Consider the following 23961-nt stretch of genomic DNA (forward strand, 5'->3'; position numbering starts at 1 on the left):
TAACGCCAGTAGCTCCGATAGCCCCGGTGATGCCAGTAACTCCGGTAACGCCAGTAGCTCCGGTGACTCCTGTGACTCCAGTAGCGCCAGTAGCCCCAGTAACACCCGTGATGCCAGTAACTCCGGTAGCTCCGGTAGCGCCCGTAACTCCGGTAGTGCCCGTAACTCCGGTAGTGCCCGTAACTCCGGTAGTGCCCGTAACTNGTTAGCCCTGTCGGTTCCGCACCTTTTGCTACAAGCAATTCGGAAGATACAATACGGTGAGCTGTCACTAACTGCCCCATTGAATTTTTACCCCAGACTGAAACTTGAATTTCATTTTCTGTAACACTTTCATCAGTGGTAAAAACAAACTCAAATGAATCAAAATCAGCATAATAATCTTTTGTAATCACTTCATTTGAATTTACAGTTATAAAATCAACCGCGTATAACGTTCTTGTACCATTTAGATAAAAACCCTGAATCAATACCGTAGAAGAATTCACAGTATCACGGTTATCAATTTTCACGGTAACTCGATGAGTAGGCCGAATACCACTGACATTACTATTTTCTATGGGTCCAGTTGATATAACCGCCATATATTGGATTCTCCTTTTGTCTAAAGTAACGAGGCTATAGTCCTATCACTAATGTCACCTCTTCTATAAGTAGTATTGAGATTCGAACGTTCACGATTTATATAATATGTAACATCTATTTATACGTGTGGACATTCCCTATGTGATAAAAACCCCTTTTGATAAGTGAGCTTTTTTTGTGGGGCACAAAAAATACCGCTCTGTCTGCCGAAAAAGCAGGGGAGCGGTATTTTTAATCCGTATGCTTTTGTATGGGAAAGCCGGATCATGAAAAACGTTACGGGTAGCTGTATGTGACGATAAGCTACTTCGTTGCCGCTGACTTAGCGGGAGCTTTACTTGTTCCTACTGGCGGTTGGGAAGGTTTAACGCCGTTTACTAAATCGGTAACCATTTTCTCTAGGTTAGAGATTCGATTGTTGTATTCGGTGTCAGTAACTTTACCGTTTTTCTTTTCTTCAGCCATCCTCGATTTCGTGTCGGAAACGAGCAAACTAATGACTTCTTTCACGTTCACGCTTTGTGCCTTTGCGATTGCAGCGAGCGTTTTACCGGATTTCAATTGTGTGTTCAGTTCGCTGGAAGATAAACCTAACAGCTTCAAAAGGGCTTTATTCTCCGCATAATTACCGCCCGCTGCTTTCGGGCCGTTGGCATCGCCAGGAAGTACATTCCCTTTGGCAGCGAGCAGTTTCTCGGCCATAGCGGAATAGTCTGTTGTATTGGATGCGTTAGCTCCGACAGGAGGGTTTTCCTTCAGCCATGTGGAGAGATTGGTTTTCAGTTTTTCTTTGGACACGCCTTGCTTCTCAGCCACTTCACCCAAGGTGTTTTGTTTGAGCTGGGTTCTAAGCGCATCGTTATCAAGGGATAATAGCTTGCCCAGCTTGTCCTGAAATTGACCGATTTGTCCAAACTGTCCTTGTGCATCCTTAGGCGGCTTTTGTGAAGCATTAGCAGATTTGTCAGCTGTAGCGGCAGCAGCGTGAACCGCGCCCGCAGAATAAAGTGCTCCACCTCCTAAAATTGCCAATGCCATCGTTCCTGCCAAAATCGCTTTTTTGGTGTTCTTCATCTTCATTTTCCACCTTTCGGTTAGGGGATGTTAGGTACGAGATTTATCATAAGATATGAACTTGAATGCTGTCTGAGCGCAAGCTGAGCATTTGCTGAATAGGTTTTGGACGGCATGACTAAAATGTTAACTAAAAATATACTTGTGTTACGTGTATTAAGTGATATAATACACTATATGCACGATAGATGCAGCGGATTAGGGGGAAACACCCATGGAAGAGCAAAGGGTTGGCTCGCTTCGCTTTTTAATTGATTTTAGCCAGCCATTATATGAACAAATTTTAAATCAAGTACGAAGCTCCATTGCCAAAGGGGAGATTGAAATGGGAAGCAAGATGCCATCTGTTCGTGATCTGGCACAGGAATTGCGTATGAATCCGAATACTGTGATGCGGGCGTATCAGGAGCTGGAGCGGGACGGACTGACCGAGAAGCGGCGCGGCTTGGGAACCTATGTTACGTCGTCCAGCGAGCGGGTAGACAGCTTTCGGGAACAACTGGCCCTGACGTATATAGATCAGTTCCTGGGACAGATGAGCAGTCTGGGGCTGTCATGGGAGGATGTACAGCGGTATATAGGAAGCAAACAGAACGGGAGTGAAGGGGAAGGAGGCAAAAAGGCATGACGGAATCTATTGTGGTTGCGAACCATATCACGAAGCAATATGGCAGTAAAAAAGCGCTGGATCAATTGGAGGTCGTTATTCCTGCGGGCCGCATTGTAGGGGTGCTTGGCCCCAATGGCTGCGGTAAATCCAGCTTTTTTCGGGCGATCACCGGGTTAATTCGACCAGATGGAGGCAGTCTTGAGGTGCTGGGGCAAAAACCCGGCTGGGAAACCAACCGCGGCATATCCTACCTGCCTGACCGGGCGCGTTGGTACCCCAATCATACGGTGCAGCAGACACTGGAGTGGGGCCAGTCCTTTTTGCCTGGCTTCAATATGAAGGATGCGCACAAGCTTGCTGATCATATGGACGTGGAGCTGGAGTTGAAAATGTCCGGGTTGAGCCGCGGGCAGGAGGCACGGGTGCTGCTGATTCTGTGTCTGGCGCGTGAGGTTCCGCTTATGATTCTGGATGAACCGTTTGCCGGCATCGATGTCCTTTCCAGAGAAGCAATCGTGGCTGGTATTATTGATTATTTGGAGGATCGGCAGCAATCCATACTCATGAGTACGCATGATATTCAGGAAGTGGAAGGCTTGTTTGATTACACGGTGATGATGGACCACGGACGGGTGATATGGTCCGGCGACTCGGATGATCTACGTGGAGAGCATGGGTCTTTGAATCAGGTGTTCCGCAATTTGTACAAAAAGGAGTGGAAGGCGTGAATTCATCAGGGCTGTTCAAAGATTTAATACGCCATGAATTTCGGAATAAAGGAAGCTGGAGAAAGCAGGGTGGGCATCGTCTGCCCAGATCGTGGAGACTCGTTTATTTCTCACTGTTTCTAATTGCGGCGTTCGCTATTTCCTCGTACTTCGCGCTTCACAACCAGCTCGAACTGACGAGGCTGTGGTACGTCACTCTGGGCTTGCCGTACATGATCATTTTCATGGGTGTGGGAAGTCTGAGAAGAGAATGGGAAAATGACACCTACGGATGGTGGCTGACTCTTCCCTATCCGCGTATGTGGCTGATTAGTGCCAAATGGATTGCTGCTATTTTACAAGCCATGGTCGTGACATTGTTCCTGTTTGTTGTAGGTTCTCTGTATGCGCTGTTCATCTCATCAACCATCCAGCCTTATACGTTTGCAGATGCAGCGTCCTTTATTATTGCCGGATTGAACTGGTTTGTGATGATTATCGCGTTCACTCCGTTCGTTATTGCGCTTGGTCTGCTGGCAGTTAGTACAAAATTCAGCACATGGAGACCGATTAGTCCAATTCTCTGGATTGTGCTGATGGGTGGCGGGAGTGTCTTTTATTGGTCAGGCGATCAGGGGCTTTATGAGCAATTTGACCATGTTCAGACAGGACAATGGTTTCCTTTTACTTGGCATTTCCCGGTTGCGGTGTTGATCAGTTGGTTGGCTGCATATGCATTAATCCGGCTGAACGCTTATTTGCTGGAGAAGAAACTGTCGGTTTAGCATCGTCTCAAATAACATGACATATTAGGAAAGGAATTTCACCATGACGACGATATTCATCTATGCATTGCTGGCTGTTTTGGTGGGGATGATGATCTGGTTGAGAACCAAAAGACGAGGGGGGCCGGTAAAAGGAAACGGAGTCCGCCTTTTGCTTCCCTTGTTTATCGCATGCCCACTCATGATGATGTCTGTGTACCAATTGATGTATATTCCCGGCCAAACGCATGCGCTTCCCGCCTTTTGGGAGCTGCTGGCTGCCGGGCTGTTAGGTGCGGTGTTTGGTTACGTCATTCTGCTGCATACGGCATATGAGAGACGGGACGACGGACACATTTATCCCAAGCCGAACAAGTACTTTAAATACATTATTATTGCCATTATTTTGATACGCGTCGTGTTGACCCAGTATCTTAGCAGCTTGGGTACGACCGAGATTAGTCTATTGGCGATTACGATGGCGCTTGTCTATATTTCCATCTGGCGAATTGGGAGCTTTATCAAGTTTAGGAGGATTTTATTAGTATAAAAGGTATAAATAGTGTAAAGAAGCGGGTATTCTGTTCAAAAGCGTTCATTCGCTTGGTGATAGAACCCGTTTCTTTGTGGCTTCATCATAAATTCATCTGTTAGCCCATATACATACATTGTTATTAACCTCTGTATCCTTTATTCTAAGGTTGTAGCTTGCTGTTTAACGGGCCATAAGTATAAAAATTTGAAAGGAGGAAGTATTGAGGTTTCAAAAGAATCCATTAGGTTTAAAGGATAGAGTAGGTTATTACAGATTTTTTTCGTAATAAGTTGTAACTACATTAGTTACATAATAAGGGATCGTTGTCCATATTATTTTATAAGATGAGAGGGGCTTACATTCATGAAAAAACATACGATTACCGCTGCACTTGCCAGCTTGCTTGTGCTATCTTCTGCTGTACCAGTCTTAGCTGCCGAGGTAAAACCCGCTACAACAGGTATCCAGGTTTGGGTAGATGGCAAGAAAGAGGCTTACAAGATTGCTCCTATCGTGGAAAATCAGCAGGTTTTGATTCCTTTGAGACAATTGGCTTCCAGTTTGGGGATTCCGATGGATTCCAAGCATATTACGTTCAATACGGCTCGTCAAAGCACGACAATTCGTTATGATCAGGCGACGGTTGTGCTGGTGTCGGGCAGTCCGGAAGCGCAGATCAACGGGATTAAGGTACCGCTGTCCACCTCGCCCATTTTGACCAAACAAGGAATAACCTATGTTCCGGTCGATGTCGTCAAAGAAGCGTGGGGCAAGCAAGTGATTTGGGACCCGACCAGCAAAATGTTGCAAATCGGGGTGAGCAATAAGGATAAGGTCGTTGAAATCCTGAAAAGCTTTGAAACGGGAGATACCAAAGCGGCCGAAACTTGGGTTAGCAAGGATCAATATATCCAGCATAATTTGAGCTTTGCCAACGGTAGAGAGGGCCTGATCGAAGGTATTAAACAAATGAAAGGCGCCAATACACAGGTTGATATCCAAAGAATCATTCAGGATGGAGACTATGTAGCCGTTCATTATAAGGAAACGGATGATGGCAAACCAAGCGTATTGTTTGATATTTTTCGGTTCGACAAGAACGGTAAGATTGTTGAGCATTGGGACAACAGTCAGGAGCTGGCTCCAGCCAATCCGAGCGGCCGTACGATGATTGACGGAACGACAGAAACCAAAGACCTTAACAAAACCGAAGCAAACAAAGCGTTGATTCGTAAGTTTGTGGATGATATCCTGGTGGGCAAGAACCGCGCTGCACTGGAAAGCTACTTTAACGGTGATCATTACATTCAGCATAATTCCTTTTTCGGCGACGGTGTTTCCGTTATTAAGCAATTATTCCCCGCAGCAGATGGAAACCAGGGAAATTCCTCGGGATACGATAAGGTGCATATGGTCATTGGAGAAGGGAACTTCGTACTGGTTGTGAGCGAAACCAAATCGCCTAAGGGGAACACGACTGCTGTCTATGATATGTGGCGTGTAGAGAACGGCAAAGTCGCAGAGCACTGGGATGTAGTTCAGGACGTTCCGGCTCAAGCAGAGTGGAAAAATACGAACGGCAAGTTTTAAAAACGGCATTCACGCCATGACTGATCCTTAAGGTGATTCCCCAACTACCCTATCTCTGCTAAAATGATGGAAACATGATGAGTGGGGATGGGATGATGGGGAGTTTTAAACAGCGGGTAGGCTGTCTGCATGCGCATCACTCGAACATTGCCTATGTGGAACGGGCTTTTGCTCCTTATGAGGTGGAACTGAAGCATTTTGTGGACCCTGCGCTCATGTACAGAGTTTCATCTGATCCAGACTTCTCGGTGGTGGATGCCAGTCGAAAGGTAGAAGAGCAACTGGAATGGATGGCTCAAAGCGGCATAGATGTTATTTTGATTACATGCACGAATTATATAGTCTTCGCGGAAAAGATTGAATTGACGATGCCTACACCCGTGATAACGCTGGATGAGCCCTTTTTCCATGAGATATGCGATGATCCGTTGCCACAAACCTTGGTATTTACGAATCCGGCTACGGTAGAGGGGACAATGAAACGTCTTTCTCATATAGCAGCCCTGTTAGATAAGCCAGATATCTCTTCGTTGATAGAGGTCAAGGTGGTGGAGCACGCTTTTGAGCTGATTATGCAAGGTCGCAAAGACGAATATATGGAAGTGCTGGTCCGTTCATTGCATGAACTGAGAGAGGCTGAACCAGACAGAACGCTGGCTGTGGCGCAATTATCTATGGTTGATGCTGCATTGCAGGTGGAACTGGAGACGGGTCAGGCGATTGGCAATCCCTTACGGTCGTTGATGAATTTGCTTGAGAATTTGTTAGGTTGAAACATAAGTATGACCCAAAGAACTTCCAACCCGTATTCCGGGGCAATGGAAGTTCTTTTTTTGTAGGATAGCATGTGATTGGGAATGCTTCTACGGTGTTCGTCATAAGGTATTCTGTTGATCTGGAGTGCTTAATACTGCGCCTGCTGACTCTCTTTGGACGAGCGTAACGTACAGCCGTTCATGCTCCACGTCTTCCCCGGCAATGATTTTCAGAACTTGTTCGGCAGCTACTGCGCCCCATTTACGTTTGGAGTAATCAATGGTCGTCAGACGGGGCTGAATATATTGTGCCAGCTCAATATTATCAAAGCCGACGATATGAATGTCTTGCCCGATGGTAAGCTCCGACTGAGCCATTCGATTGTAAAAGCCTACCGCCATCTCATCATTGAGGCAGAATACCGCGGCGGGCTCAGAATCCGGGCTGACATGCTGCTGTAAAATGATCTCGGCTGCCTGTTCGCCGCCCGATTTTTCAAAATCGCCGCCAATCTCGATCATTTCGGCGGTGCCGCTGCGTTCGATCGTCTGTTTGACTGCCTGCATCCGCTGCCATGAATCATAAGAGCCATCCGGCCCAGTGACAACGTACAGCTTGCGGTGTCCCATTTCCAGCAAATGCTCCACCGCGAGAGCGGCACCTGCTTTGTTATCCAGCAGTACCTGATTAATGTTAGGATGATTCAGCTCACGGTCCAGTACAACAATTTTATGCCCACGCTCGGCGTAATTCAGCAGTTCCTGACTATCGAACGTCTGGTCCAGTATGATGGCTCCATCAATCATGCGCTCGGGCAGCATGCGGTGAGACTGCTTGCCGCTGCATACGATGAGGTCATAGTCTTTTCGGTTCAAAATTTCCTTGATGCCGTACAACAAATCTCCATAAACGTCTCCACGGAAATCAGTCAGGAAGACGCCGATAATTTTGGTTTCCCTTTTTTTGAGATTACGTGCGGCGGCATTCGGCACATAGTTAAGCTCTTTGGCAATAGCCAAAATACGTGCGCAGGTCTCTTCCGTCACCTTATCACTGCCGTTCAATGCGTATGAAACGGTAGATATGGAAACGCCCGCCTGTTTGGCGATATCTTTAATGCTGACCACATCATTTCCTCCTTTTCGCCAGTCTGTTACTTGCTATTGTATATTGATTATTAAACTTGTGTTTATTTCGAATATCGTAACTGGACGTGCAAGCAGCAAAGGGCGATCCCGCAAGATCGCCATCGCTTTGTTGCCTATACCCGATTTAAAATTGCTCTTGGGATTTGAGCAAAATGCTCTTTAAAAAATAATCTCCAGGCGATGTATACCGTCATGTTCTGTCAGTGCATGTTCGAAATTCTTGCGCTTGATGCGCAGGGCACCCGAACGGTAGCGATTGTCGTCGGCTGGCTCGCTCTCCAGTGGGGCTCCGTTCAATACCGCGCGGCCTTGCTCACCGCTATTATGCTCTTGCAGCATGCGGTAGACGAAGGTAACGGGTTTCCCGGCAAAAGCAAATTCAAATTCCAAGCCGTCCAGATTATCCGGCAGTACAGGGTCCAGAATCAGGTCTTCGCCCGACTGACGGATGCCAAGGACATTCGATATGAGCTGATTCATATAGATCCCCGGACCACTGGAGTAGATTCTCCAGCCGCCTTTGACCGGAACGGCTCCTTCACGCAGTTCACCAAACCGCTCTTGTGCTTCGTAGCGGGTATTGAATTTGCCATCCGAGCTGCTGAAATACGCGTTGCTCTGACGCCATTCGGCGTTCGGTACGGACGCGCGAATACCGACCGGGTTGATGAGCTTCAGGCTGTGCCAGGCGTCATCCTTGCGACCGAGCTTGGCCATGGCTTCCGCGAAGCGGATATGGGCATGCACATATTGCAGCCCGACCTCGCGTCCGAAGTTGGCCGCTTGCTCTGCACGCTTGAAGTGCGAACTCACACCGCCATCGTACTGTGCAGGGCGGTTCATCAGACGCACGCCATCCGGGCACAGGAACTGCTCGCGGATGAGCTGCTCATGAGCCAATGCTTGCTCCGGCGTGAGCAGCTGGCTGATCATGCTGCGTGTCATCGGCAGCAAACGGTAGTGAATCCCCGTCTCCGTATCGGACGGATGGAGCATCAGCTTGGGCTGACCGGGCTCTTCCATATACACGAAGCCCGGGATGATACCGCTCTCCAGCATGTAGCGGTTAAAGTCCTGGCGGATGCCTTCGGCCATCTGGTGCAGCTCCCGTGCGATCTCGGCGGCTCCGCTTACGACGTCTGCGGGGGCTTGCTCCAGTGCAGCAGCAAAGTTGCCAACCACCTGATAGGTGAGTGCAACGGTCCAACTGCTCGCCATGTATTGCTTCAGTTGAGCGTTGGCTGGCTGGAGCGTGTCATCCCAATCGCCGTCGCCGTAGGCCGACAAATGTGTATCATGAAGGAAATTCGCCCGAATATATTCGATTTCCTTCATCGCATGTTCCATGAGGGTCGCGGTCTGTTTTGTATAATCAAAAGTATGCCGGCTGGTGTAGGGTACAGTTTCTTCCAGAATACTGTAGTCGCGGGTAGCGGTCAAATAATCTCCCAGTACCTTTAGCGGCCAGACGATAATATCGCCATGGCTTTCTTCTTGTTGAACGCGAGCATAGTTGTCGAACATAAACCATTGCGGCCAGTTTCCGCTATCCTCGTACTGATGACTGAACACGGTCAGTAGAATGGAACGGACTTCGTCAAACTTTTGCACGGCTGAAAAATATTCCACCGGACCCTGACATACATCGCGTGTTCCCCAAGCTGCACCACCGTATTGTTCCAGACCATGAGGCACGGAATAGTGGACAAGCATATTGTGGGTGTACCACCAGGCCACCGCATTTACACGGAACAGCTCGTTGGTTTCATGTCCGCTACGCGTCAGATGAAAACCGTTCATCAGCCCGGAAAAATACTGCCGATATCGCTCGCGCTCAGCTTCGAAAGAGGCAACTCCTACCGCATGTGCTCGACCTTTTCCAGATGGATAGCCATGTAGCCAGCCTTGTACGGTGCAGGTCCATTCGCTGCTGTCGCCTAGCTCCAGCACGACCAGAGATGCATCGGGGGAGGCTGTACCCTGTAGCAGCGTGTGAGCGTCGCTCACTTGCTGTAGTGGAGCGCCTTGTACCTGCATTCGGTACAACAGGTCCGGGTAGGCTTCGGCGCTCAGGGAAGCCTGGTCTGCGCGGAAGAGCAGGTCCTCACCGTCCCGTTCCATATGAAACGGGAGCTCATATTCGTTCACATGCATGGACATTTGCTGAGTCACGAGGAACGGATAGGCTTTGCCGCTTGCCGAGCGCACGTGAAGCCGCACTTCTGGCGTATCGGCGTTGGTATGGTTTGTAATGATGAGCGTATCGTCAGCAGTTTTGTAATACCAGCGCACATAGTTAAAGCCAATCTCGAACAGGGAAGGCAGCGTGAGCAGATGGTATTTCCCATGGATTCCGACATAGACACGCTGACCGGATGTTTTTGGAATATTGAGTGCATTACGCGCGTTTGTGATCATTTTATTGAAATTCGTGTTGCCAACCACAAGCTGGGAATTGAACACCCCGTACATATAGGAGGTGGTTGTAATGGTTTCTTCCTTACCTCCCGCGTAATGCCCGCCCATTAAAATATGCCCATGGGGACGCTCTACACGAAGCTCTTTGGATTTGAGTACGACATGTTCATAGCTGTCCGTGAAAAAGGAGAGCAACGTGTCGCCGTCCCGTTCTTCTTCCTGCCGTTTCGGGAAGAGCTGATCCAACTCGGCTGCGGTCATATCCAGCGTGCGCAGCGGCTCCCCGATGTTCTGGGCTGGAGCCACCCGCCCAGTTTGGAGATGACTTGTGACGTTCTCTGGGATGGCGGTTCCGGAAGCAGTTTCCATAATCGTCGCTACTTCTTCGCGTGCTTTCGTCACCAGTTCCTGGTACTCCAGCTTTGTAACGGCTGTCGGATGATTCGGCTGGAACAGACCGTAAAAGGTAAAGCGTGCATCCCCGGCGAGCTTTACCCGCTCGGATTGCAGCGCCGTATAAGCAAATTCGTACTGGTATACTTCATTAGCGAGCGAATCGCGGCGCAGTGCTTCCGGCTCGTTCGTTTCTTTGTACGAAAGCCCAAAGAATTGAAATCCGTCCGTCGAATAACCGACGGTGCGGGTCAACGAGCCTTGCTGGATGTAAGGGAACGCTTGACTTTGCGGCTGGTTTTGACGGGAGCAGACCGTATAGCCTCTTTGTTCGTCATGGTAGACGGTATGGTCGATATATTGAGACAGATAAGCTTCATTACTGCGTACAGCCGCTGTATCCGCAATGCCGATATCCTGACCGTACACGATATCAGCTTCCACGTCATCGCCCTGTAGAGTTACATCCCAGAACCATACCCCGAGACCGCTTAGTGTGAATGTCACCTGATAGCCGACACCTGATGTAAATCCTTCCCAAATAATTTGTTGATCCGTTTGTCGTACTACTCCGGGTGATCGGACTCCCAGCAGGGGAGTAATGCTGACGCCGGACGGACGGTACAGTCGCAGGTACAGGTTGTTCAGGGAACCGTCGACAGAATTGGTCAGCAGTTGATTGATCATGGTTGAGCCATGGGCGATTTTATATAAATCACCGCTGCTCAAGAAGGTGAAGGACAGGTCTCCAACCCGTAGCAAAATATTTTGATCCAGACTTGTATTCATCAAAGGTTACGCCTCACTTTCCTGTTTCTTTCACTAAACGAAAACGTCCTTCAGTAGTATCTCGGCTGTTAGGTCCTGTAAAGACGGCGAATTCACCGCTGTCACTATCAAAGCTCAGGTCTGCATGGTGATAGCGCAGTTGAGACTCGATCAATGAAAATTCCACTTCCCGGCTTTCGCCTGAGGCAAGCAGAACCTTGCGGAAATCTTTCAGCTCTTTCATCGGGCGAACCGTATCTCCGCTGATATCACGGACATAGAATTGAACCGTTTCCTCGACAGGACGTGTTCCTGTGTTCGTTACCCGTACCTTCACGGTCAGTGCTTGACCGGGAGTGAGGGTGTCGCTGGAAAGCTGTACGCTATCATAGGCTACTTTCGTATAACTCAAGCCATAGCCAAACGGGAATAAAGGTTCGTTCGGTACGTCCAGGTATTGGGAGACGTATCGTTCCTTTGTATTTGGATCCAGCTGAGGACGTCCTGTATTAAAATGATTATAGTACACAGGCACCTGCCCCACCGATTGCGGGAAGGACATTGTCAGACGGCCCGTTGGTTCAGCATCGCCGTACAGTAGGTCGGCAATAGCCGCGCCGCCTTCACCGCCGGGGAACCAGGCTTCCAGTACGGCGTCTGCTTCTTCAATAACACCGTGCAGATCCAGTGGGCGACCGTTGAACAGCACGGCTACCATAGGCTTGTTCAGTGTTTTCAGGCGTTTCACTAGCTCCAGTTGGGCTTGTGGCAGGCGAATATCCGAGCGGCTGCCCGCTTCACCACTCATATCCGAACGCTCGCCGAGCGCCAGTACGATGACCTCTGCTTGGCTGGCAGCTTGCAGCGCTTCTGCATATTGTTCTTCAGATATTTCGTCTATAGAGCATCCAGTCGCTACCGAGAGCAGCGAGGAGGATATTTTCGATTTGAAGCCGTCAATGACTTGAACAGCCTCTTCTTGCGAACCGCTCCACGACCAAGAGCCAAGAATATCACCGCTCTCTGCAAAAGGCCCGATCAGTGCGATATGCTGACTGCGATTCAGTGGAAGAATGGAATCGTTTTTGAGCAGTACGCATGATTGGATCGCCAATTCCTTGGCAACCGCACGGTGAGCTTCGCAGAACACGACTTCACGTTCCCGCTCAGGGTCTGCGCCGCGCAGCGGATTATCGAACAAGCCCAGCTTTTGCTTGAGCTTCAATACGCGCATGACCGCTTCATCGACGAGCGCTTCATCCAGTTGCCCGCTGCGAACCAGCTCAGGCAGGTGCCCATTATAGCAGGAGGTCATCATTTCAATGTCTACGCCTGCCAGCAGTGCTTTCTGTGCTGCCTCACGCTCATCCTCGGCAATGCCGTGGGGAATAAGCTCCTTGATGGCGGCCCAATCCGAGATGAGTACACCGTCAAAGCCCCACTCGTCACGAAGCAAATCGCGCATCAGGCGCTTGTTGCCCGTTGCAGCTACACCCTCTACGGTATTGAAGGAGGTCATCACCATTTCACAGCCTTCATCTAGCGCAGCTTTGTAGGAGGGGAGATAATACTCTCGCAACTGCCATGCGGACAGATCGACGGTATTGTAATCCCGTCCGCCTTCGCCTGCTCCGTATGCGGCAAAATGCTTCACGCACGCCGCCACCCGGTCTGTATCGTTCGTCAGGTCCTTGCCTTGAAAGCCGCGTACGAAAGCACGGGCAAATACACTGTTGAGGTAAGGGTCTTCCCCTGTAGATTCCATTACACGGCCCCAGCGCGGGTCACGTACCAAGTCCACCATCGGAGCAAAGGTGACATGAACACCGGATACAGAAGCTTCTCTGGCAGCAATGGTAGCGCTCTCTTCTGCGAGCTGCACATTCCATGAACAGCCAATAGCCAGCGGTATGGGAAAAATCGTTTTGAAGCCATGTACAATGTCTGCCATAATTAGAAGCGGAATACCCAGACGGTTTTTACTTAGATGTGCTTGTTGAACTCGAATAGCTTCTTCGGCTCCTGCGATGCCAAGCACCGATCCGACGTTACGGACCGTTTCTTCTGTGATCCCCAGAGATGCCATAGGTCCGGTAATTTGGCCGTCCGTTTCCGCATCCTCAAAAAAGGCTCCCACGAGCTGGAGCAGTTGATCGACTTTTTCTTCAAGCGTCATATTTTGCAGATAGGAATTCAGTTGTTGTTCCATCATACAATCCTCCGTAAGCTGCTATGGTTGCAGCTTTCTTTTTCAGATCCATGAGATTTTTTGGTGAAGACTGATTCAAAGAAGCGACGAATAGGCTAATACTTTGCATAAATGCTTAGTATCCTGTCGTATTATTAATCGAAACGTTTCTATTGTTGAACTCAGTTGGATTATATACGCTTTCAAATAGAGAGTCAAATCGAAAAAGAAGGTTATTTTACTAAGAAAATAACGATTTATAGATGAAACGAAAGAAAATTGGGCATAATTCTAGACGAATAAAAAATAATATCCCTATTGAATACGGTTTCAATTTGTTTTATAATGACTATCGAAACGTTTCTATTGATGGGTATGGTCCTTACACTTTCCACATATTTTCTATATCGTCAGGCTTTATTTGGCTTTAAACACTGTATACTTTAACGTGTGTAATCGAATCGGGTATCATATTTGAATGATCGGTGAGCCGGTCATCTCGGGAGGAATTTATATGATGAAAAGAACGTTAGGGATCGTTTTGGCAAGCACCTTATTACTGGGGGGCGCGTTGGCAGGCTGTTCATCCAAGGATGAATCATCCGGCAAGGATGCGAATGGAAAAACGACGATTACCCTATGGGGCATGGGGGCGGAAGGTAAGTTGCTGCCTGAGATTGCAAAGGATTTTGAAAAGGAAAATCCTGATATTCATGTAGATGTGCAGGCACTGCCTTGGGATAATGCTCACGATAAGCTGCTGACAGCAGTTGCTTCCAAATCCGGTCCGGATGTGGTTCAGTTGGGTACATCATGGGTTCCGGAGCTTGCATCTGCGGGTGCATTGACGGACATCACCCCTTATATCAGCAAATATCCTGAGCTGGAATCAAAGAATTTCTTCTCTGGTGCTGTGGATACGGCAAAATTTGAGGGAAAACCTGTAGGCGTTCCTTGGTATACCGAAACGAAAGTTTTGTTCTACCGTTCAGATCTATTGAAGCAAGTTGGATATAATGAAGCACCTAAAACGTGGGAAGAACTTTCGGATGCTGCTCAAAAGCTGGCAGCGCGTGGCAAAGGGAAATATGGTATTGCCATTAATGCGAAGGAGCAGTCTCTGGGCTTTATGTTCGCTCTTCAGAACGGCTCCAAGCTGATCGATGAGCAGGGCAATCCGCTGTTCAACCAGCCACCGTTTGTAGAAGCTGTGAAGTATTTGAACACCTTTTTCCAAAACGGCTCCAATGCCCTAGATCTTGGGATAGATTCCGTTCAGGGATTGCAAGGTGATGGTATCGTTCCTATGTTTATCAGCGGTCCCTTCATGATTAGAGAAATCAAGAGCAAGGCACCTGAGCTGGATGGAAAATGGAATATAGCCGAGCTTCCTGGCAAAGTAAACAACCTGTCTGTTTTGGGCGGGTCGAACCTTTCGATTATGCAGTTTAGCAAGCACCCGGAGGAATCGGCCAAATTCTTGGCTTACATGAGTAAACCGGAAACGCAGTTGAAATGGATGGAGCTGTCCAGTACCTTGCCTGCCGCTACCAAGTCATGGGAAGATGCAAAACTGAAGAATGATCCGATGCTTCAAACGATTCGTAAACAGCTCGATCATTCCGCAGCATTACCGCAACTGGCAGCATGGGAAGAGGTTTCTCAACAATTCATCAAGAGCTTCGAACGCATTTACCGTGGTCAAGCCGACGTACAGAAGGAAATGGATGATTTTAACCAGCAAGCTGCAAGTATTATGAAAAAATAATGATCCGTATCCGTCATTGTCAAAGGGAGTGAAGGCATGAAAGGAAGCTCGCAGAAGCTTGCGCCATACTTGTTTATCGGTCCCTCCATTATTCTGCTGACGCTGTTTTCGTTGTTGCCGATTTTACTGGCACTCGTGATCAGCTTCACAGATATGGATCTGTCAGGACTCGTTAATTATGATAATATTCGCTTTATAGGACTGGAAAATTACAAGAATGTGCTAATAGACCCTTCTTTTCTAAAGTCCATTGGGAACACTCTATTTTTCGTCATCATCGGGGTTCCTTTAGTGCTATTGTTTTCACTCAGCATTGCAATCCTGATTAACATGGGTAAATCACGTGCTTTCAAAGTTTTCCGCGTGGTGTTCTATCTGCCGTCCGTAACGAACGTGGTGGCGGTAGCGGTGGTCTGGAGTTATTTGTATAATCCGACCCTCGGGCTTTTCAACTATGTACTGGGCATGATGAATCTGGATCCTGTTCCTTGGCTGACCGATCCTACGATGGCGAAGATATCGCTTATTTTATTGGCTGTTTGGCGGGGAATAGGCTTAAATATGATTATTTTCATTGCTGCCATTAAAGGGATTCCGGGTTCTTACTATGAGGCGGCTCAGCTTGACGGGGCCAACACATGGCAACAAATTCGTTATATTACCCTTCCGCAGCTCCGCTACGCTATCTTCTTCGTATCCATTACGACGATGATCGGCTGGCTGCAATTTTTCGAGGAACCGTTCGTCATGACCAAAGGGAAACCGCTTGACGGCACACTATCAGCATCCCTGTTTATATACAATAACGGTTTCCAATTTAGTAAATTCGGTTATGCCGCGGCGGGATCGTTCATTCTGTTCTTTGCGATCATCGCGGTGACGCTGATTCAGTTCCGTTTGCAAAATAAAGCGGAGTCCTGATAGAGAGAGGTGATGAACGTGAAAACAGCTGTTCAGCAAGCCCGCGCCAATTCGCGCAGTGGAGAAAAAACATTTCAATGGTTCGTGGCGATTCTCCTGACCGTGGGAGGTCTGTTGATGGTGCTGCCTTTTGCGTGGATGATTTTATCCTCCTTTAAGACGGAGAGCGAGGTAACCCAAATTCCTCCAACCATCTGGCCGCAGCATTTCACATTGGACAATTTTAAAACACTATTTGATAGCATGGCTTTTGGCACCTATCTGACTAATACACTGGTGATTGTATTAGCTTCCTTTTTTGGATTATTCCTGAACGCCATGGCAGGCTACGGCTTCGCCAAATTCAAATTTAAAGGTAAAGGTTTCCTGTTCTATTTGGTGCTGGCCACGATGATGGTTCCGGGGCAGGTGACGATGATTCCTGTGTATTTGATTTTGAACCAGATGGGATTAACCAACACCATGATGGGGATTGTACTTCCTGGCTTGGTAGGTGCCTTCGCCATCTTCCTGTTCCGACAGTTTATGTCCGATATTCCGGAAGAACTGCTGGAGGCAACGCGCCTTGATGGTGCAGGGGAGTTTCGTACTTTCCTGCAAATCGTACTGCCTATCTCAACACCGATTTTGGCCGTACAGGCCATTCTGACCTTTATCGGCGGTTGGAACAGCTTCCTGTGGCCGCTCATTATTGCGAACGATGAGAAGCTGTATACGTTGTCCGTGGGACTATCGTTGCTCAAAGGCCAAAATGAGAGCCAGTTCGCGCTCCAGATGGCAGGCTCGACCTTCATGGTCGTACCGATCATGATCATATTCATTGTTTTCCAAAAGTATATTATCGAAAATTATACGATTTCGGGCATTAAGTAGTAGTTGTAGCGGTGAGTTATAGGCTACACATAGCAACGGCGGAGTTTCTTGGTTTAATACCGAGGAACTCCGCCGTTTTGTTGTGTCATATAAAATCTGGTTTCTTGTTTGGTTCATCCGAAGTGCTGGTATGTTTGCACAGGGGTCTGTATTTACATATGAGTCAAATAATATTGATGTGACAGGGTGCGGAGTGTTTTTCTAAGCCTGTAAATCCGTGTAGTGGTAGCTGTAATAGAAATATTATATTTGGTAGCAAGGATCGAAATGGACATGTTCTGCAAAAAATAATCCTGATATAGCTCATATTCTTTCTTCGAGAGTTGCGTCAGGATGCTGTTTATAATCTGATCAATATCTTGAAACCTGCTTTTCTCCCAATCCTCTTCTACCGAAATTGAAAGACTGCAAGCCTCATGTTCAAACATAGTCTCATGCTTTTTTTGTGTGTAGTAGCGTCTTAATGATTTATGTACAAAGTGTTTGGCCGTGAGGTATAGCCACCCTTTCACATTGGGATGAAGTTTGAGCTTACATAGCTGTTGTCTTGCTGTCAAAAAAGTATCTTGTGTACACTCCTCTGCTATGCATCTAAATTGCAATTCATTTTTGAGCAGATGTATGCAGAAACGGTACACGTCATCCAGATAAAGTTCACATATTTGATTATAGAAACAATTGTACTGTCTAGTGCATTGATCCCCTTCACAGCAGTCTGTAACCATCGTTGTCGGCATGTTCAAGCCTCCTTTAGACGGATGAAAGATCATAAACGTTATAAAACTCATGACCATCATATACAATATTTGGATGTATTGGAGATAACAAAAGTCACAGCTTCATTTCGTGAGTATGGAATTAAAGGAAGAGCTATATGTTCAGATCGGGTGATTATATCGTCAAAATGGTATTAGTAAAGGAGAGGGAACAAGAGGGAAAGAGGGAGAGGGATGAAAGAATCAATTGTGTTCAAACGATTGGCGGGATTATTTAGGACGCACTTGAAGTCCGTCACTATTATTCTTACGTGTCTAATTATATCGGCGGGTATGAACATGCTACTGCCTTTAACAAGCAGACTCATTATGGATGACGGCCTTTTAAAAGGAAATATGCAGGCTGTAATCCTGTACACGTCTGCTGCATTTGTGCTGGTATGCTCAGACAAGCTATTGCATGTATGCAAGGAAGCATTCAGGGCGGGTTTAAGTGCCAATATAACGTATTCACTATATGAGAAGGCCTACCTTCATTTGACAAGGCTCCGAATGAGTTATTTTACCCGTACGAACGAAGCAGAACTGCTCAATCAAATCAGTATGGATGTAGGTAATATATCAAGGGTTGCAGACAGCGGACTTTTTTTCGTCATCATGCAGGCGTTTAGTATGATTGGCGGTTTATGTGGTTTGTTCATGATTAATTGGAAAATGACAGTCATTGTGCTTTGCTTTTTGCCAGTCAAGTATGTTGCTGTACAGTATTTTGTCAGGCGCAGAAAAAAGCTGATAGGAGAAATGATAGAAAGTAGCAGTGATTTTGCGCAGTGGTTTGGAGAGGCCATCGGAGGAATGAAGGAGCAGCGGATGTTCGGTCTGCTTGCTAACAGGCATCAGGAATTCTCATCGAGGCAGCATCGTATCGTCGGTACGGAACGAAAAATATCGATGCTGGATGCATGGAATACGGCCTCGGAATCTATCTTGATTCAATTGCTGATTATGGTGCTGTATATCATTGGATCCAATCTTATATTTCGGCTAGAGCTTACCGTTGGCGGTATTTTTGCGTTTATTGCGTACAGTGCTTATGTCACAACGCCTATTTTCGCCATCTTAAATATAGGTTACATGCTGGCTGAGATTCTCCCGTCTGCCATTCGCTACTATCAATTTCTGGATGGGGAAGAGGAGGAAACGTTGGATTTGTCTGTTTTAGAGCCTATTTCTTCTAATCGGGCACCGGACAACCACATTGCGTTTCATAATGTTTCGTTTTCATATAACGAAGATGAGCCTGTTATAAGTGGATTGAACTTTATGATTGCTAGAGGGGAGAAGGTTGCAATCATAGGAGCCAATGGATCGGGCAAATCCACCGTTCTTGATCTCATTATGCGTTTTTGCCAACCCGATCAAGGGATCATCACTTATGAGGGCATTGATATTCAAAGCTACGAAATGGATGAATATCGTAGCCGGATAGCTTTGGTCAGCCAGCAAGTGTATTTATTCGATACTACGATTCGTGACAATATTCGGTTAGGCTCAGGTGTCAGTGACGACGTAGTTGCTACAAGTATTAGAGACATTGGATTAACTGAATTCACACAGAGTCTGTCAGACGATTTTCGTATCGGGTCTAATGGCTCCAGACTGTCAGGCGGTCAAAGACAGAAGATTGCCATGGCCCGGGCATTGGTTAGGGAGGCACCGCTATTTATTCTGGATGAGGCGACCTCTAATCTGGATGCAGCTTCCGAGGTGAATGTCCATCAATTGTTGGAGACACGTTTGAGTGACAAGACGGTAATCGTTGTCACACATCGTAGCGAGGTGTTGAAGTATGTTCAAAAAATTATTTTGCTGGAAGCTGGACAGTCAGCCCAAATTGGATCACATCACTACTTTATGGAGCATCATCCAGGCTACAGAAAATGGGTTTCGGAGAATGATGAGAAAACAAATGAAATGATTTGGTGATTTTATCTCTTATCTGGGATTAGTATAGATGAACACCGCTTTAAACCATTTTGTAAAAGAAAGGAGAGGTTTAGCATGCGTAAGCTTGTGAAACGAAACACAAATGTCAGTGATACGATTGAGGCATTTGGCTGCGGATGTTCCTGCTACTGTCCTTGTTCCTGTTATTGTGCAGGCAGCTCGACCAGAAACTCCAACACCCAAAGAGAAAGTGATGGCTCCTATCGAAGAGACAATGGAACAGGCATCGGCAATTATTAAGCTATTCATCAACTTGGGGGAGCCTGTATTTTAGGCTCTTCCACCACTTTAAATTAGAGTAGGTGTGAATGATGAACATTTGTAAACCGTTTATATATACATTTCAGACTAGACTGCATCATTATCTGTATGATGTGAATACAAACCTGATTTTGCGGATTAAGGAGGAGGCGTATGACTTTTTGAATCAGCATCGCAGCTTTGATCTGAATCAAATAGAAGATACGCCAGAGTTGCAACAGTATATTGGACATTTACTGGATAACGGTTTTTTATCTTCACAGCGTCCGCAGATCATTCACCACCCGAAGACCAAACATTTGGAGCATATGTTAAAGTACCAGCTTAAGACGCTCACCCTGCAAGTAACGCAAAATTGCAATCTCAGGTGCTCCTACTGTGTCTATTCTGGAAATTATGACAATCGTGGGCATTCCAGCTTGCGGATGGATTTTGAAACGGCGAAAAAGTGCATTGACTTTGTAATCGACAGGTCAGTGGACAGTGAACGGCTCGATTTTGGCTTTTATGGGGGAGAGCCACTGATCAATTTCCTGCTCATCCAGCAATGTGTTGAATATATCAAGGAAAAAGTGGTGCACAGGGATATCGGTTTTCATCTGACGACCAACGGTACATTGCTTAATGACGATATTTTGACATTCTTGAATGAGCACCAATTTGTCCTTACAGTCAGCCTGGACGGAGACAAGGAAAATCATGACAGAAACAGACGGTTCGCCGTTAACGGACGAGGATCATTCGATACGATTATTGCAAATGTAGATAAAATCAAGGAGAGCTACCCCGATCTGTTTGAGTGGATTAATTTTAATGTCGTTATGGATACCCGCAATGATTTTGGCTGTGTGAATGATTTCTACGCTAATTATGAAACGTTCGAGAGTTTGTATAGCGTTAGATCCTCATACATTAACGATGCTTATGCAAAGGATGAAGTAATGTATAGGAATACCTTTATTGAACAACGAGGCTATGAAGTATTTAAAATGATGCTGTCTAAATTCGGGAGAATGGATGAAAGCCATGTCTCCAAGCTGATTAAGGACTATTATGTTCAGATATACTTCCGGATGTTTCATTACAGAAAGCCGTCTGCAGGCATGCCACTGGAGGCGCATCATGGGGGACCGTGCGTGCCGGGTGTCCAACGCCTGTTTGCTGATGTAAATGGAAACCTGTATCCGTGTGAGCGGGTAAGCGAGCAGTCTGAGGTGGTCCAGATTGGCAATGTAGATTCGGGCTTTGATGTGGATAAAATCAGTCAAATATTAAACGTTGGCTCCATTACGGAAGATGCCTGTAAAAATTGCTGGAATTTCCGCTTCTGTACGCTATGCGTCGCTGTGGCAGACGATTTGCACACATTATCCAGAGAAATGAAGCTGAACCACTGTGCTGTAGTGAAAAATGATGTAAGACATACTTTACTGGACTTTTGCATGCTGAATGAGCTTGGATACGATTTTTCTGATGATACGATCCTTGATTTTGAAAATGCATGAGAGGAGTTCACAATATGGATAAGCTGCTCATTTTTCCATTTGATAGTGAGACGATAGCTCTTGTGAGAAATTTGAATTTATTGGGTAGTTACAGCGAGGTGGTACTTGTTTCCTTTAAGGGGTCGGGCATGATCGGGAAGGATGCCTGTGTAGCCGATAAGGGAGCAGTTACGGGGCTCACGGTGAAACCGGAGTCTTGTCTGGAGCAAGAGCTGGAGCAGTGCGATGCCATTTTGTTGGTGCGTTCGAATTTTAAACTGGACATCACGGAGCTCTATCTGCCACTGATTATTAAGGCCATGAAGCTCGGGAAAAAAGTAATGTGTAATTTCACTTTACCGGATGAATGCATGACTATCATCGATCAGTATCGGAATCAAGAAAGCAAGCTCACGTTAAAAAATACATTCGATATATTTACCAAGGGACTTACTGCCCCGGACCCAGCTTCCGGTATTCACGATTTCTTTACGCCAGTCATTTTTATACTGGGCTTAAATGAGCGGACAAACAAGCTTGGACTCCAGTTTGCTGTTCGACAGAAGCTTGAGGCGGCAGGATATCGGATTTCCCAGATGACGTCGAACGGGTGCGGGGAACTGGTCGGTGCTCATTCCTTTCCCCAATTTATGCTGGAGAGTGGGCTGACGGAGACCCAGAAGATTATTATGTTCAATCGTTTTCTGAAAAAAATAGAGCAAAGCGAGAAGCCTGATCTTATGCTCGTAGGCATTCCGGGAGGGGTAGTACCATATAACAATACCTTCACGAATTATTTTGGTATTACATCTTTTCTGGCATCAAGGGCTGTCGTACCTGACGGTCTGATCTGCTGTCTTCATTATGATGAGTACAACACTCAGTATCTGGAGCATGTGCAAAAGTATCTTGAAAATCGTTTTTCTTCATCTTTATTGGGATATGCCTTGTGTAACAATGTATTTGACAGCTATTCTTCCTCTACTGTGAATATGCAATATTCTTCTGTGGATAGCCGATTTGTCGAAGAGAAGAAGCGGGAGTTTTCTGATTATCCTGTACCCATAATGAACCTGTCCAATGATGACGACATCGGAAAGATGGCTGATCATATTTTGAATTATTTTTCAAGTGAGCAGAATCTTATTAAGTTGTAACGGAGGAGAGAACATGAATGGAACGCAGGATGTTGTGGAGTTGGAACTGGAAAATATCTTTTTGAAACTTTTTGAAATCAGACTAAATGAGGTAGACATCGGCGCTCCACTGCTTGGTTCGGGAATGAGACTACTTCCGCGTGATTTGGTATACCTCTTCTTTGAAGTAGAAAAAAGCTTTGCTATTCAGATTTCACAGGAACGAATATCGGAGGGCTGTTTCCTTACATATGATCGTTTGCTGGAGACTGTAAGGGAATGTATAAACGAACAGAGGAGTTGAATATTTTGTGAAAAATCTGAATAAATAGTAGACAATGGCCGATATAATAATAGAAATAACTTTTTTTGGGATATAAATATATGAATTGGAGGTTTGGGGATGAATGTATCCATTGCGTCATCTCATCGAGGGTCGTCTTTTACGGCAAATCACAATCGTTCGGGATCCGCTCAGAATGATCGAACAGAAAGGAATAGTATAGCAAGGCCGCAGAACAAGGTGCTTGAACGCCTGATGGAGCAAAAACAAAATCTGATTGATAGGCGTTCTGATTACTTGAGTAATGCGGTCAAGCGAGGAGCCAGTCCAGATAATATAAAAGCTGACCTTGAGGAAATGGATAAGCAGATTCAACAAATGGACGAGGCTATTCAGAAACAGACGCTTGAAGAACAACGCAAGGCTTTAGGTACAGATGAGGAGAGCAAAAAAGAGATTGAAAAGGGATTGGCAGAGAAAACAGAGCAATATAATCCCAAGACAGCTGAAGAGCAAAAACAGAGTTTTTTCACATACACGATGAAGGGTATTGTCTCTGCAAACAATGAGCTGAAGATGGCGAAAGTAACCAAAATGGCTCAAATCACATTGCAAAGCGAGGCGAAGGGGTGGGAGAACAGCGACCCTGCAAAATCTGCGGCCTTGCGAGAGAAGGCAGAGGGGCTTAATAGCAAAATCCTGGATATAGCCGGAGCTGTCAATGAGCATATTACCGAAGCGCTGCAAAGGGAACAACCGATTACCCGTGAAGATAATCAAAGTGATGAGGAAAAACAGCGTGTAGAGGCAGAGGGAGTGTGGACTGAGCAAGAGCTCAATGCTTACTCGGATTCGGCTAAAGGAAAGACAGAAGCGGTCGGCACGAATGTTAATACTGTAGCTTAACACATTCCTGTCTTCCCTAATTTCTGCTTGATAGACTAGGAAGGCAAAGTAGCGGCGGTCGTTTCTTGGC

At 46.6% G+C, this 23961-nt stretch carries 21 protein-coding genes; 16 read left to right on the top strand and 5 right to left on the bottom strand.

Features of this window, described 5'->3' with window-relative positions; genetic code table 11:
- Nucleotides 1-888 precede the first annotated feature (888 nt).
- Nucleotides 889-1659 carry a hypothetical protein gene (locus tag C1I60_RS26410; protein WP_434784379.1) on the bottom strand — a complete coding sequence of 257 codons (771 nt, stop codon included), beginning with the start codon at nt 1657-1659 and terminating at the stop codon, nt 889-891.
- Nucleotides 1660-1873: 214 nt separating this feature from the next.
- Here C1I60_RS26410 and C1I60_RS07280 point away from each other — a divergent pair, with 214 nt between their 5' ends.
- The 6 genes from C1I60_RS07280 to C1I60_RS07305 all read left to right on the top strand — a co-directional run bounded on the left by C1I60_RS07280 (nt 1874) and on the right by C1I60_RS07305 (nt 6638).
- Nucleotides 1874-2287: a GntR family transcriptional regulator gene (locus tag C1I60_RS07280; protein ID WP_137061137.1), complete on the top strand. Its 414-nt coding sequence runs from the start codon at nt 1874-1876 to the stop codon at nt 2285-2287.
- Nucleotides 2284-2997: an ABC transporter ATP-binding protein gene (locus C1I60_RS07285; RefSeq protein WP_137061138.1), complete on the top strand. Its 714-nt coding sequence runs from the start codon at nt 2284-2286 to the stop codon at nt 2995-2997. Before C1I60_RS07280 ends, C1I60_RS07285 begins: the two co-directional genes overlap by 4 nt.
- A complete protein-coding gene (locus C1I60_RS07290; RefSeq protein ID WP_137061139.1) occupies nt 2994-3761 on the top strand; it encodes an ABC transporter permease subunit in 768 nt (255 codons plus the stop codon). The genes C1I60_RS07285 and C1I60_RS07290 overlap by 4 nt, the downstream gene beginning before the upstream one ends.
- Nucleotides 3762-3804: 43 nt before the next feature.
- The gene (locus C1I60_RS07295) at nt 3805-4290 is read left to right on the top strand and encodes a cytochrome c biogenesis protein CcdC (RefSeq protein WP_137061140.1); all 486 of its coding nucleotides are present in this window, start codon (nt 3805-3807) and stop codon (nt 4288-4290) included.
- 348 nt (nt 4291-4638) lie between these two features.
- Nucleotides 4639-5865 (top strand): stalk domain-containing protein, encoded by a 1227-nt coding sequence (locus C1I60_RS07300; protein ID WP_137061141.1) that lies wholly within the window; start codon nt 4639-4641, stop codon nt 5863-5865.
- A 95-nt stretch (nt 5866-5960) separates the two neighbouring features.
- Nucleotides 5961-6638, top strand: a complete 678-nt coding sequence (locus tag C1I60_RS07305) for an aspartate/glutamate racemase family protein (RefSeq protein ID WP_137061142.1) — start codon at nt 5961-5963, stop codon at nt 6636-6638.
- A gap of 102 nt (nt 6639-6740) precedes the next feature.
- Here C1I60_RS07305 and C1I60_RS07310 read toward each other — a convergent pair whose 3' ends face one another.
- Nucleotides 6741-7748 carry a LacI family DNA-binding transcriptional regulator gene (locus tag C1I60_RS07310; protein ID WP_137061143.1) on the bottom strand — a complete coding sequence of 336 codons (1008 nt, stop codon included), beginning with the start codon at nt 7746-7748 and terminating at the stop codon, nt 6741-6743.
- Between the two features lie 43 nt (nt 7749-7791).
- On the opposite strand from C1I60_RS07310, the gene C1I60_RS24765 reads away from it, so the two are divergent.
- Nucleotides 7792-7932, top strand: coding sequence for a hypothetical protein (locus C1I60_RS24765; RefSeq protein WP_212734444.1), 141 nt, complete (start codon nt 7792-7794; stop codon nt 7930-7932).
- On the opposite strand, the gene C1I60_RS07315 is transcribed toward C1I60_RS24765, so the two are convergent.
- Nucleotides 7929-11369 (bottom strand): GH36-type glycosyl hydrolase domain-containing protein, encoded by a 3441-nt coding sequence (locus C1I60_RS07315; RefSeq protein ID WP_137061182.1) that lies wholly within the window; start codon nt 11367-11369, stop codon nt 7929-7931. The genes C1I60_RS24765 and C1I60_RS07315 overlap by 4 nt on opposite strands.
- 13 nt (nt 11370-11382) lie before the next feature.
- Nucleotides 11383-13557, bottom strand: coding sequence for a glycoside hydrolase family 3 N-terminal domain-containing protein (locus C1I60_RS07320; protein WP_137061183.1), 2175 nt, complete (start codon nt 13555-13557; stop codon nt 11383-11385).
- Between the two features lie 493 nt (nt 13558-14050).
- Here C1I60_RS07320 and C1I60_RS07325 point away from each other — a divergent pair, with 493 nt between their 5' ends.
- Genes C1I60_RS07325 through C1I60_RS07335 form a run of 3 tightly spaced genes read left to right on the top strand, consistent with a single transcriptional unit; the run spans nt 14051 to nt 17098 of the window.
- Nucleotides 14051-15304, top strand: coding sequence for an extracellular solute-binding protein (locus C1I60_RS07325; protein WP_137061144.1), 1254 nt, complete (start codon nt 14051-14053; stop codon nt 15302-15304).
- A 36-nt stretch (nt 15305-15340) separates the two neighbouring features.
- On the top strand, nt 15341-16225 hold the full coding sequence (locus tag C1I60_RS07330; protein ID WP_137061145.1) for a carbohydrate ABC transporter permease: 885 nt from the start codon (nt 15341-15343) through the stop codon (nt 16223-16225).
- 18 nt (nt 16226-16243) lie between these two features.
- Entirely contained in the window at nt 16244-17098 is an 855-nt protein-coding gene (locus C1I60_RS07335; protein ID WP_044646507.1) for a carbohydrate ABC transporter permease, read from the top strand.
- A 152-nt stretch (nt 17099-17250) separates the two neighbouring features.
- Here the strand turns inward: C1I60_RS07335 and C1I60_RS07340 are convergent, their stop codons facing one another.
- Nucleotides 17251-17895, bottom strand: coding sequence for an RNA polymerase sigma factor (locus C1I60_RS07340; protein ID WP_353505561.1), 645 nt, complete (start codon nt 17893-17895; stop codon nt 17251-17253).
- 153 nt (nt 17896-18048) lie between these two features.
- Between C1I60_RS07340 and C1I60_RS07345 the strand changes: the two genes are divergently transcribed.
- From C1I60_RS07345 to C1I60_RS07370, 6 genes are all read left to right on the top strand, one after another.
- On the top strand, nt 18049-19800 hold the full coding sequence (locus C1I60_RS07345) for an ABC transporter ATP-binding protein (RefSeq protein WP_137061147.1): 1752 nt from the start codon (nt 18049-18051) through the stop codon (nt 19798-19800).
- Nucleotides 19801-19875: 75 nt separating this feature from the next.
- Nucleotides 19876-20061 (top strand): CLI_3235 family bacteriocin precursor, encoded by a 186-nt coding sequence (locus C1I60_RS07350; protein WP_137061148.1) that lies wholly within the window; start codon nt 19876-19878, stop codon nt 20059-20061.
- 71 nt (nt 20062-20132) lie between these two features.
- Complete coding sequence (gene ccpM / locus C1I60_RS07355; protein ID WP_289306508.1) at nt 20133-21587, top strand: Cys-rich peptide radical SAM maturase CcpM; 1455 nt, start codon at nt 20133-20135, stop codon at nt 21585-21587.
- Between the two features lie 14 nt (nt 21588-21601).
- Nucleotides 21602-22723 carry a TIGR04066 family peptide maturation system protein gene (locus tag C1I60_RS07360; protein ID WP_137061149.1) on the top strand — a complete coding sequence of 374 codons (1122 nt, stop codon included), beginning with the start codon at nt 21602-21604 and terminating at the stop codon, nt 22721-22723.
- Between the two features lie 13 nt (nt 22724-22736).
- Nucleotides 22737-23006 carry a peptide maturation system acyl carrier-related protein gene (locus C1I60_RS07365; RefSeq protein ID WP_014279347.1) on the top strand — a complete coding sequence of 90 codons (270 nt, stop codon included), beginning with the start codon at nt 22737-22739 and terminating at the stop codon, nt 23004-23006.
- 99 nt (nt 23007-23105) lie between these two features.
- Nucleotides 23106-23891: a muscle M-line assembly protein unc-89 Uncoordinated protein 89 gene (locus C1I60_RS07370; RefSeq protein WP_137061150.1), complete on the top strand. Its 786-nt coding sequence runs from the start codon at nt 23106-23108 to the stop codon at nt 23889-23891.
- The last annotated feature ends 70 nt before the right edge of the window (nt 23892-23961 follow it).

Origin of the sequence: Paenibacillus terrae (assembly GCF_005217525.1) — a bacterium.
Classification (GTDB): domain Bacteria; phylum Bacillota; class Bacilli; order Paenibacillales; family Paenibacillaceae; genus Paenibacillus; species Paenibacillus terrae_C.

Bases quoted from the DNA above. Each gene is read 5' to 3' on its own strand.
- C1I60_RS07360 (WP_137061149.1), top strand. From the start codon at position 21,602: ATGGATAAGCTGCTCATTTTTCCATTTGATAGTGAGACGATAGCTCTT.
- C1I60_RS07345 (WP_137061147.1), top strand. From the start codon at position 18,049: ATGAAAGAATCAATTGTGTTCAAACGATTGGCGGGATTATTTAGGACG.
- C1I60_RS07285 (WP_137061138.1), top strand. From the start codon at position 2,284: ATGACGGAATCTATTGTGGTTGCGAACCATATCACGAAGCAATATGGC.
- C1I60_RS07320 (WP_137061183.1), bottom strand. From the start codon at position 13,557: ATGGAACAACAACTGAATTCCTATCTGCAAAATATGACGCTTGAAGAA.
- C1I60_RS07300 (WP_137061141.1), top strand. From the start codon at position 4,639: ATGAAAAAACATACGATTACCGCTGCACTTGCCAGCTTGCTTGTGCTA.
- C1I60_RS26410 (WP_434784379.1), bottom strand. From the start codon at position 1,659: ATGAAGAACACCAAAAAAGCGATTTTGGCAGGAACGATGGCATTGGCA.
- ccpM (WP_289306508.1), top strand. From the start codon at position 20,133: ATGAACATTTGTAAACCGTTTATATATACATTTCAGACTAGACTGCAT.
- C1I60_RS07340 (WP_353505561.1), bottom strand. From the start codon at position 17,895: ATGATGGTCATGAGTTTTATAACGTTTATGATCTTTCATCCGTCTAAA.
- C1I60_RS07305 (WP_137061142.1), top strand. From the start codon at position 5,961: ATGGGGAGTTTTAAACAGCGGGTAGGCTGTCTGCATGCGCATCACTCG.
- C1I60_RS07315 (WP_137061182.1), bottom strand. From the start codon at position 11,369: ATGAATACAAGTCTGGATCAAAATATTTTGCTACGGGTTGGAGACCTG.
- C1I60_RS07365 (WP_014279347.1), top strand. From the start codon at position 22,737: ATGAATGGAACGCAGGATGTTGTGGAGTTGGAACTGGAAAATATCTTT.
- C1I60_RS07350 (WP_137061148.1), top strand. From the start codon at position 19,876: ATGCGTAAGCTTGTGAAACGAAACACAAATGTCAGTGATACGATTGAG.
- C1I60_RS07330 (WP_137061145.1), top strand. From the start codon at position 15,341: ATGAAAGGAAGCTCGCAGAAGCTTGCGCCATACTTGTTTATCGGTCCC.
- C1I60_RS07295 (WP_137061140.1), top strand. From the start codon at position 3,805: ATGACGACGATATTCATCTATGCATTGCTGGCTGTTTTGGTGGGGATG.
- C1I60_RS07370 (WP_137061150.1), top strand. From the start codon at position 23,106: ATGAATGTATCCATTGCGTCATCTCATCGAGGGTCGTCTTTTACGGCA.
- C1I60_RS07280 (WP_137061137.1), top strand. From the start codon at position 1,874: ATGGAAGAGCAAAGGGTTGGCTCGCTTCGCTTTTTAATTGATTTTAGC.
- C1I60_RS07325 (WP_137061144.1), top strand. From the start codon at position 14,051: ATGATGAAAAGAACGTTAGGGATCGTTTTGGCAAGCACCTTATTACTG.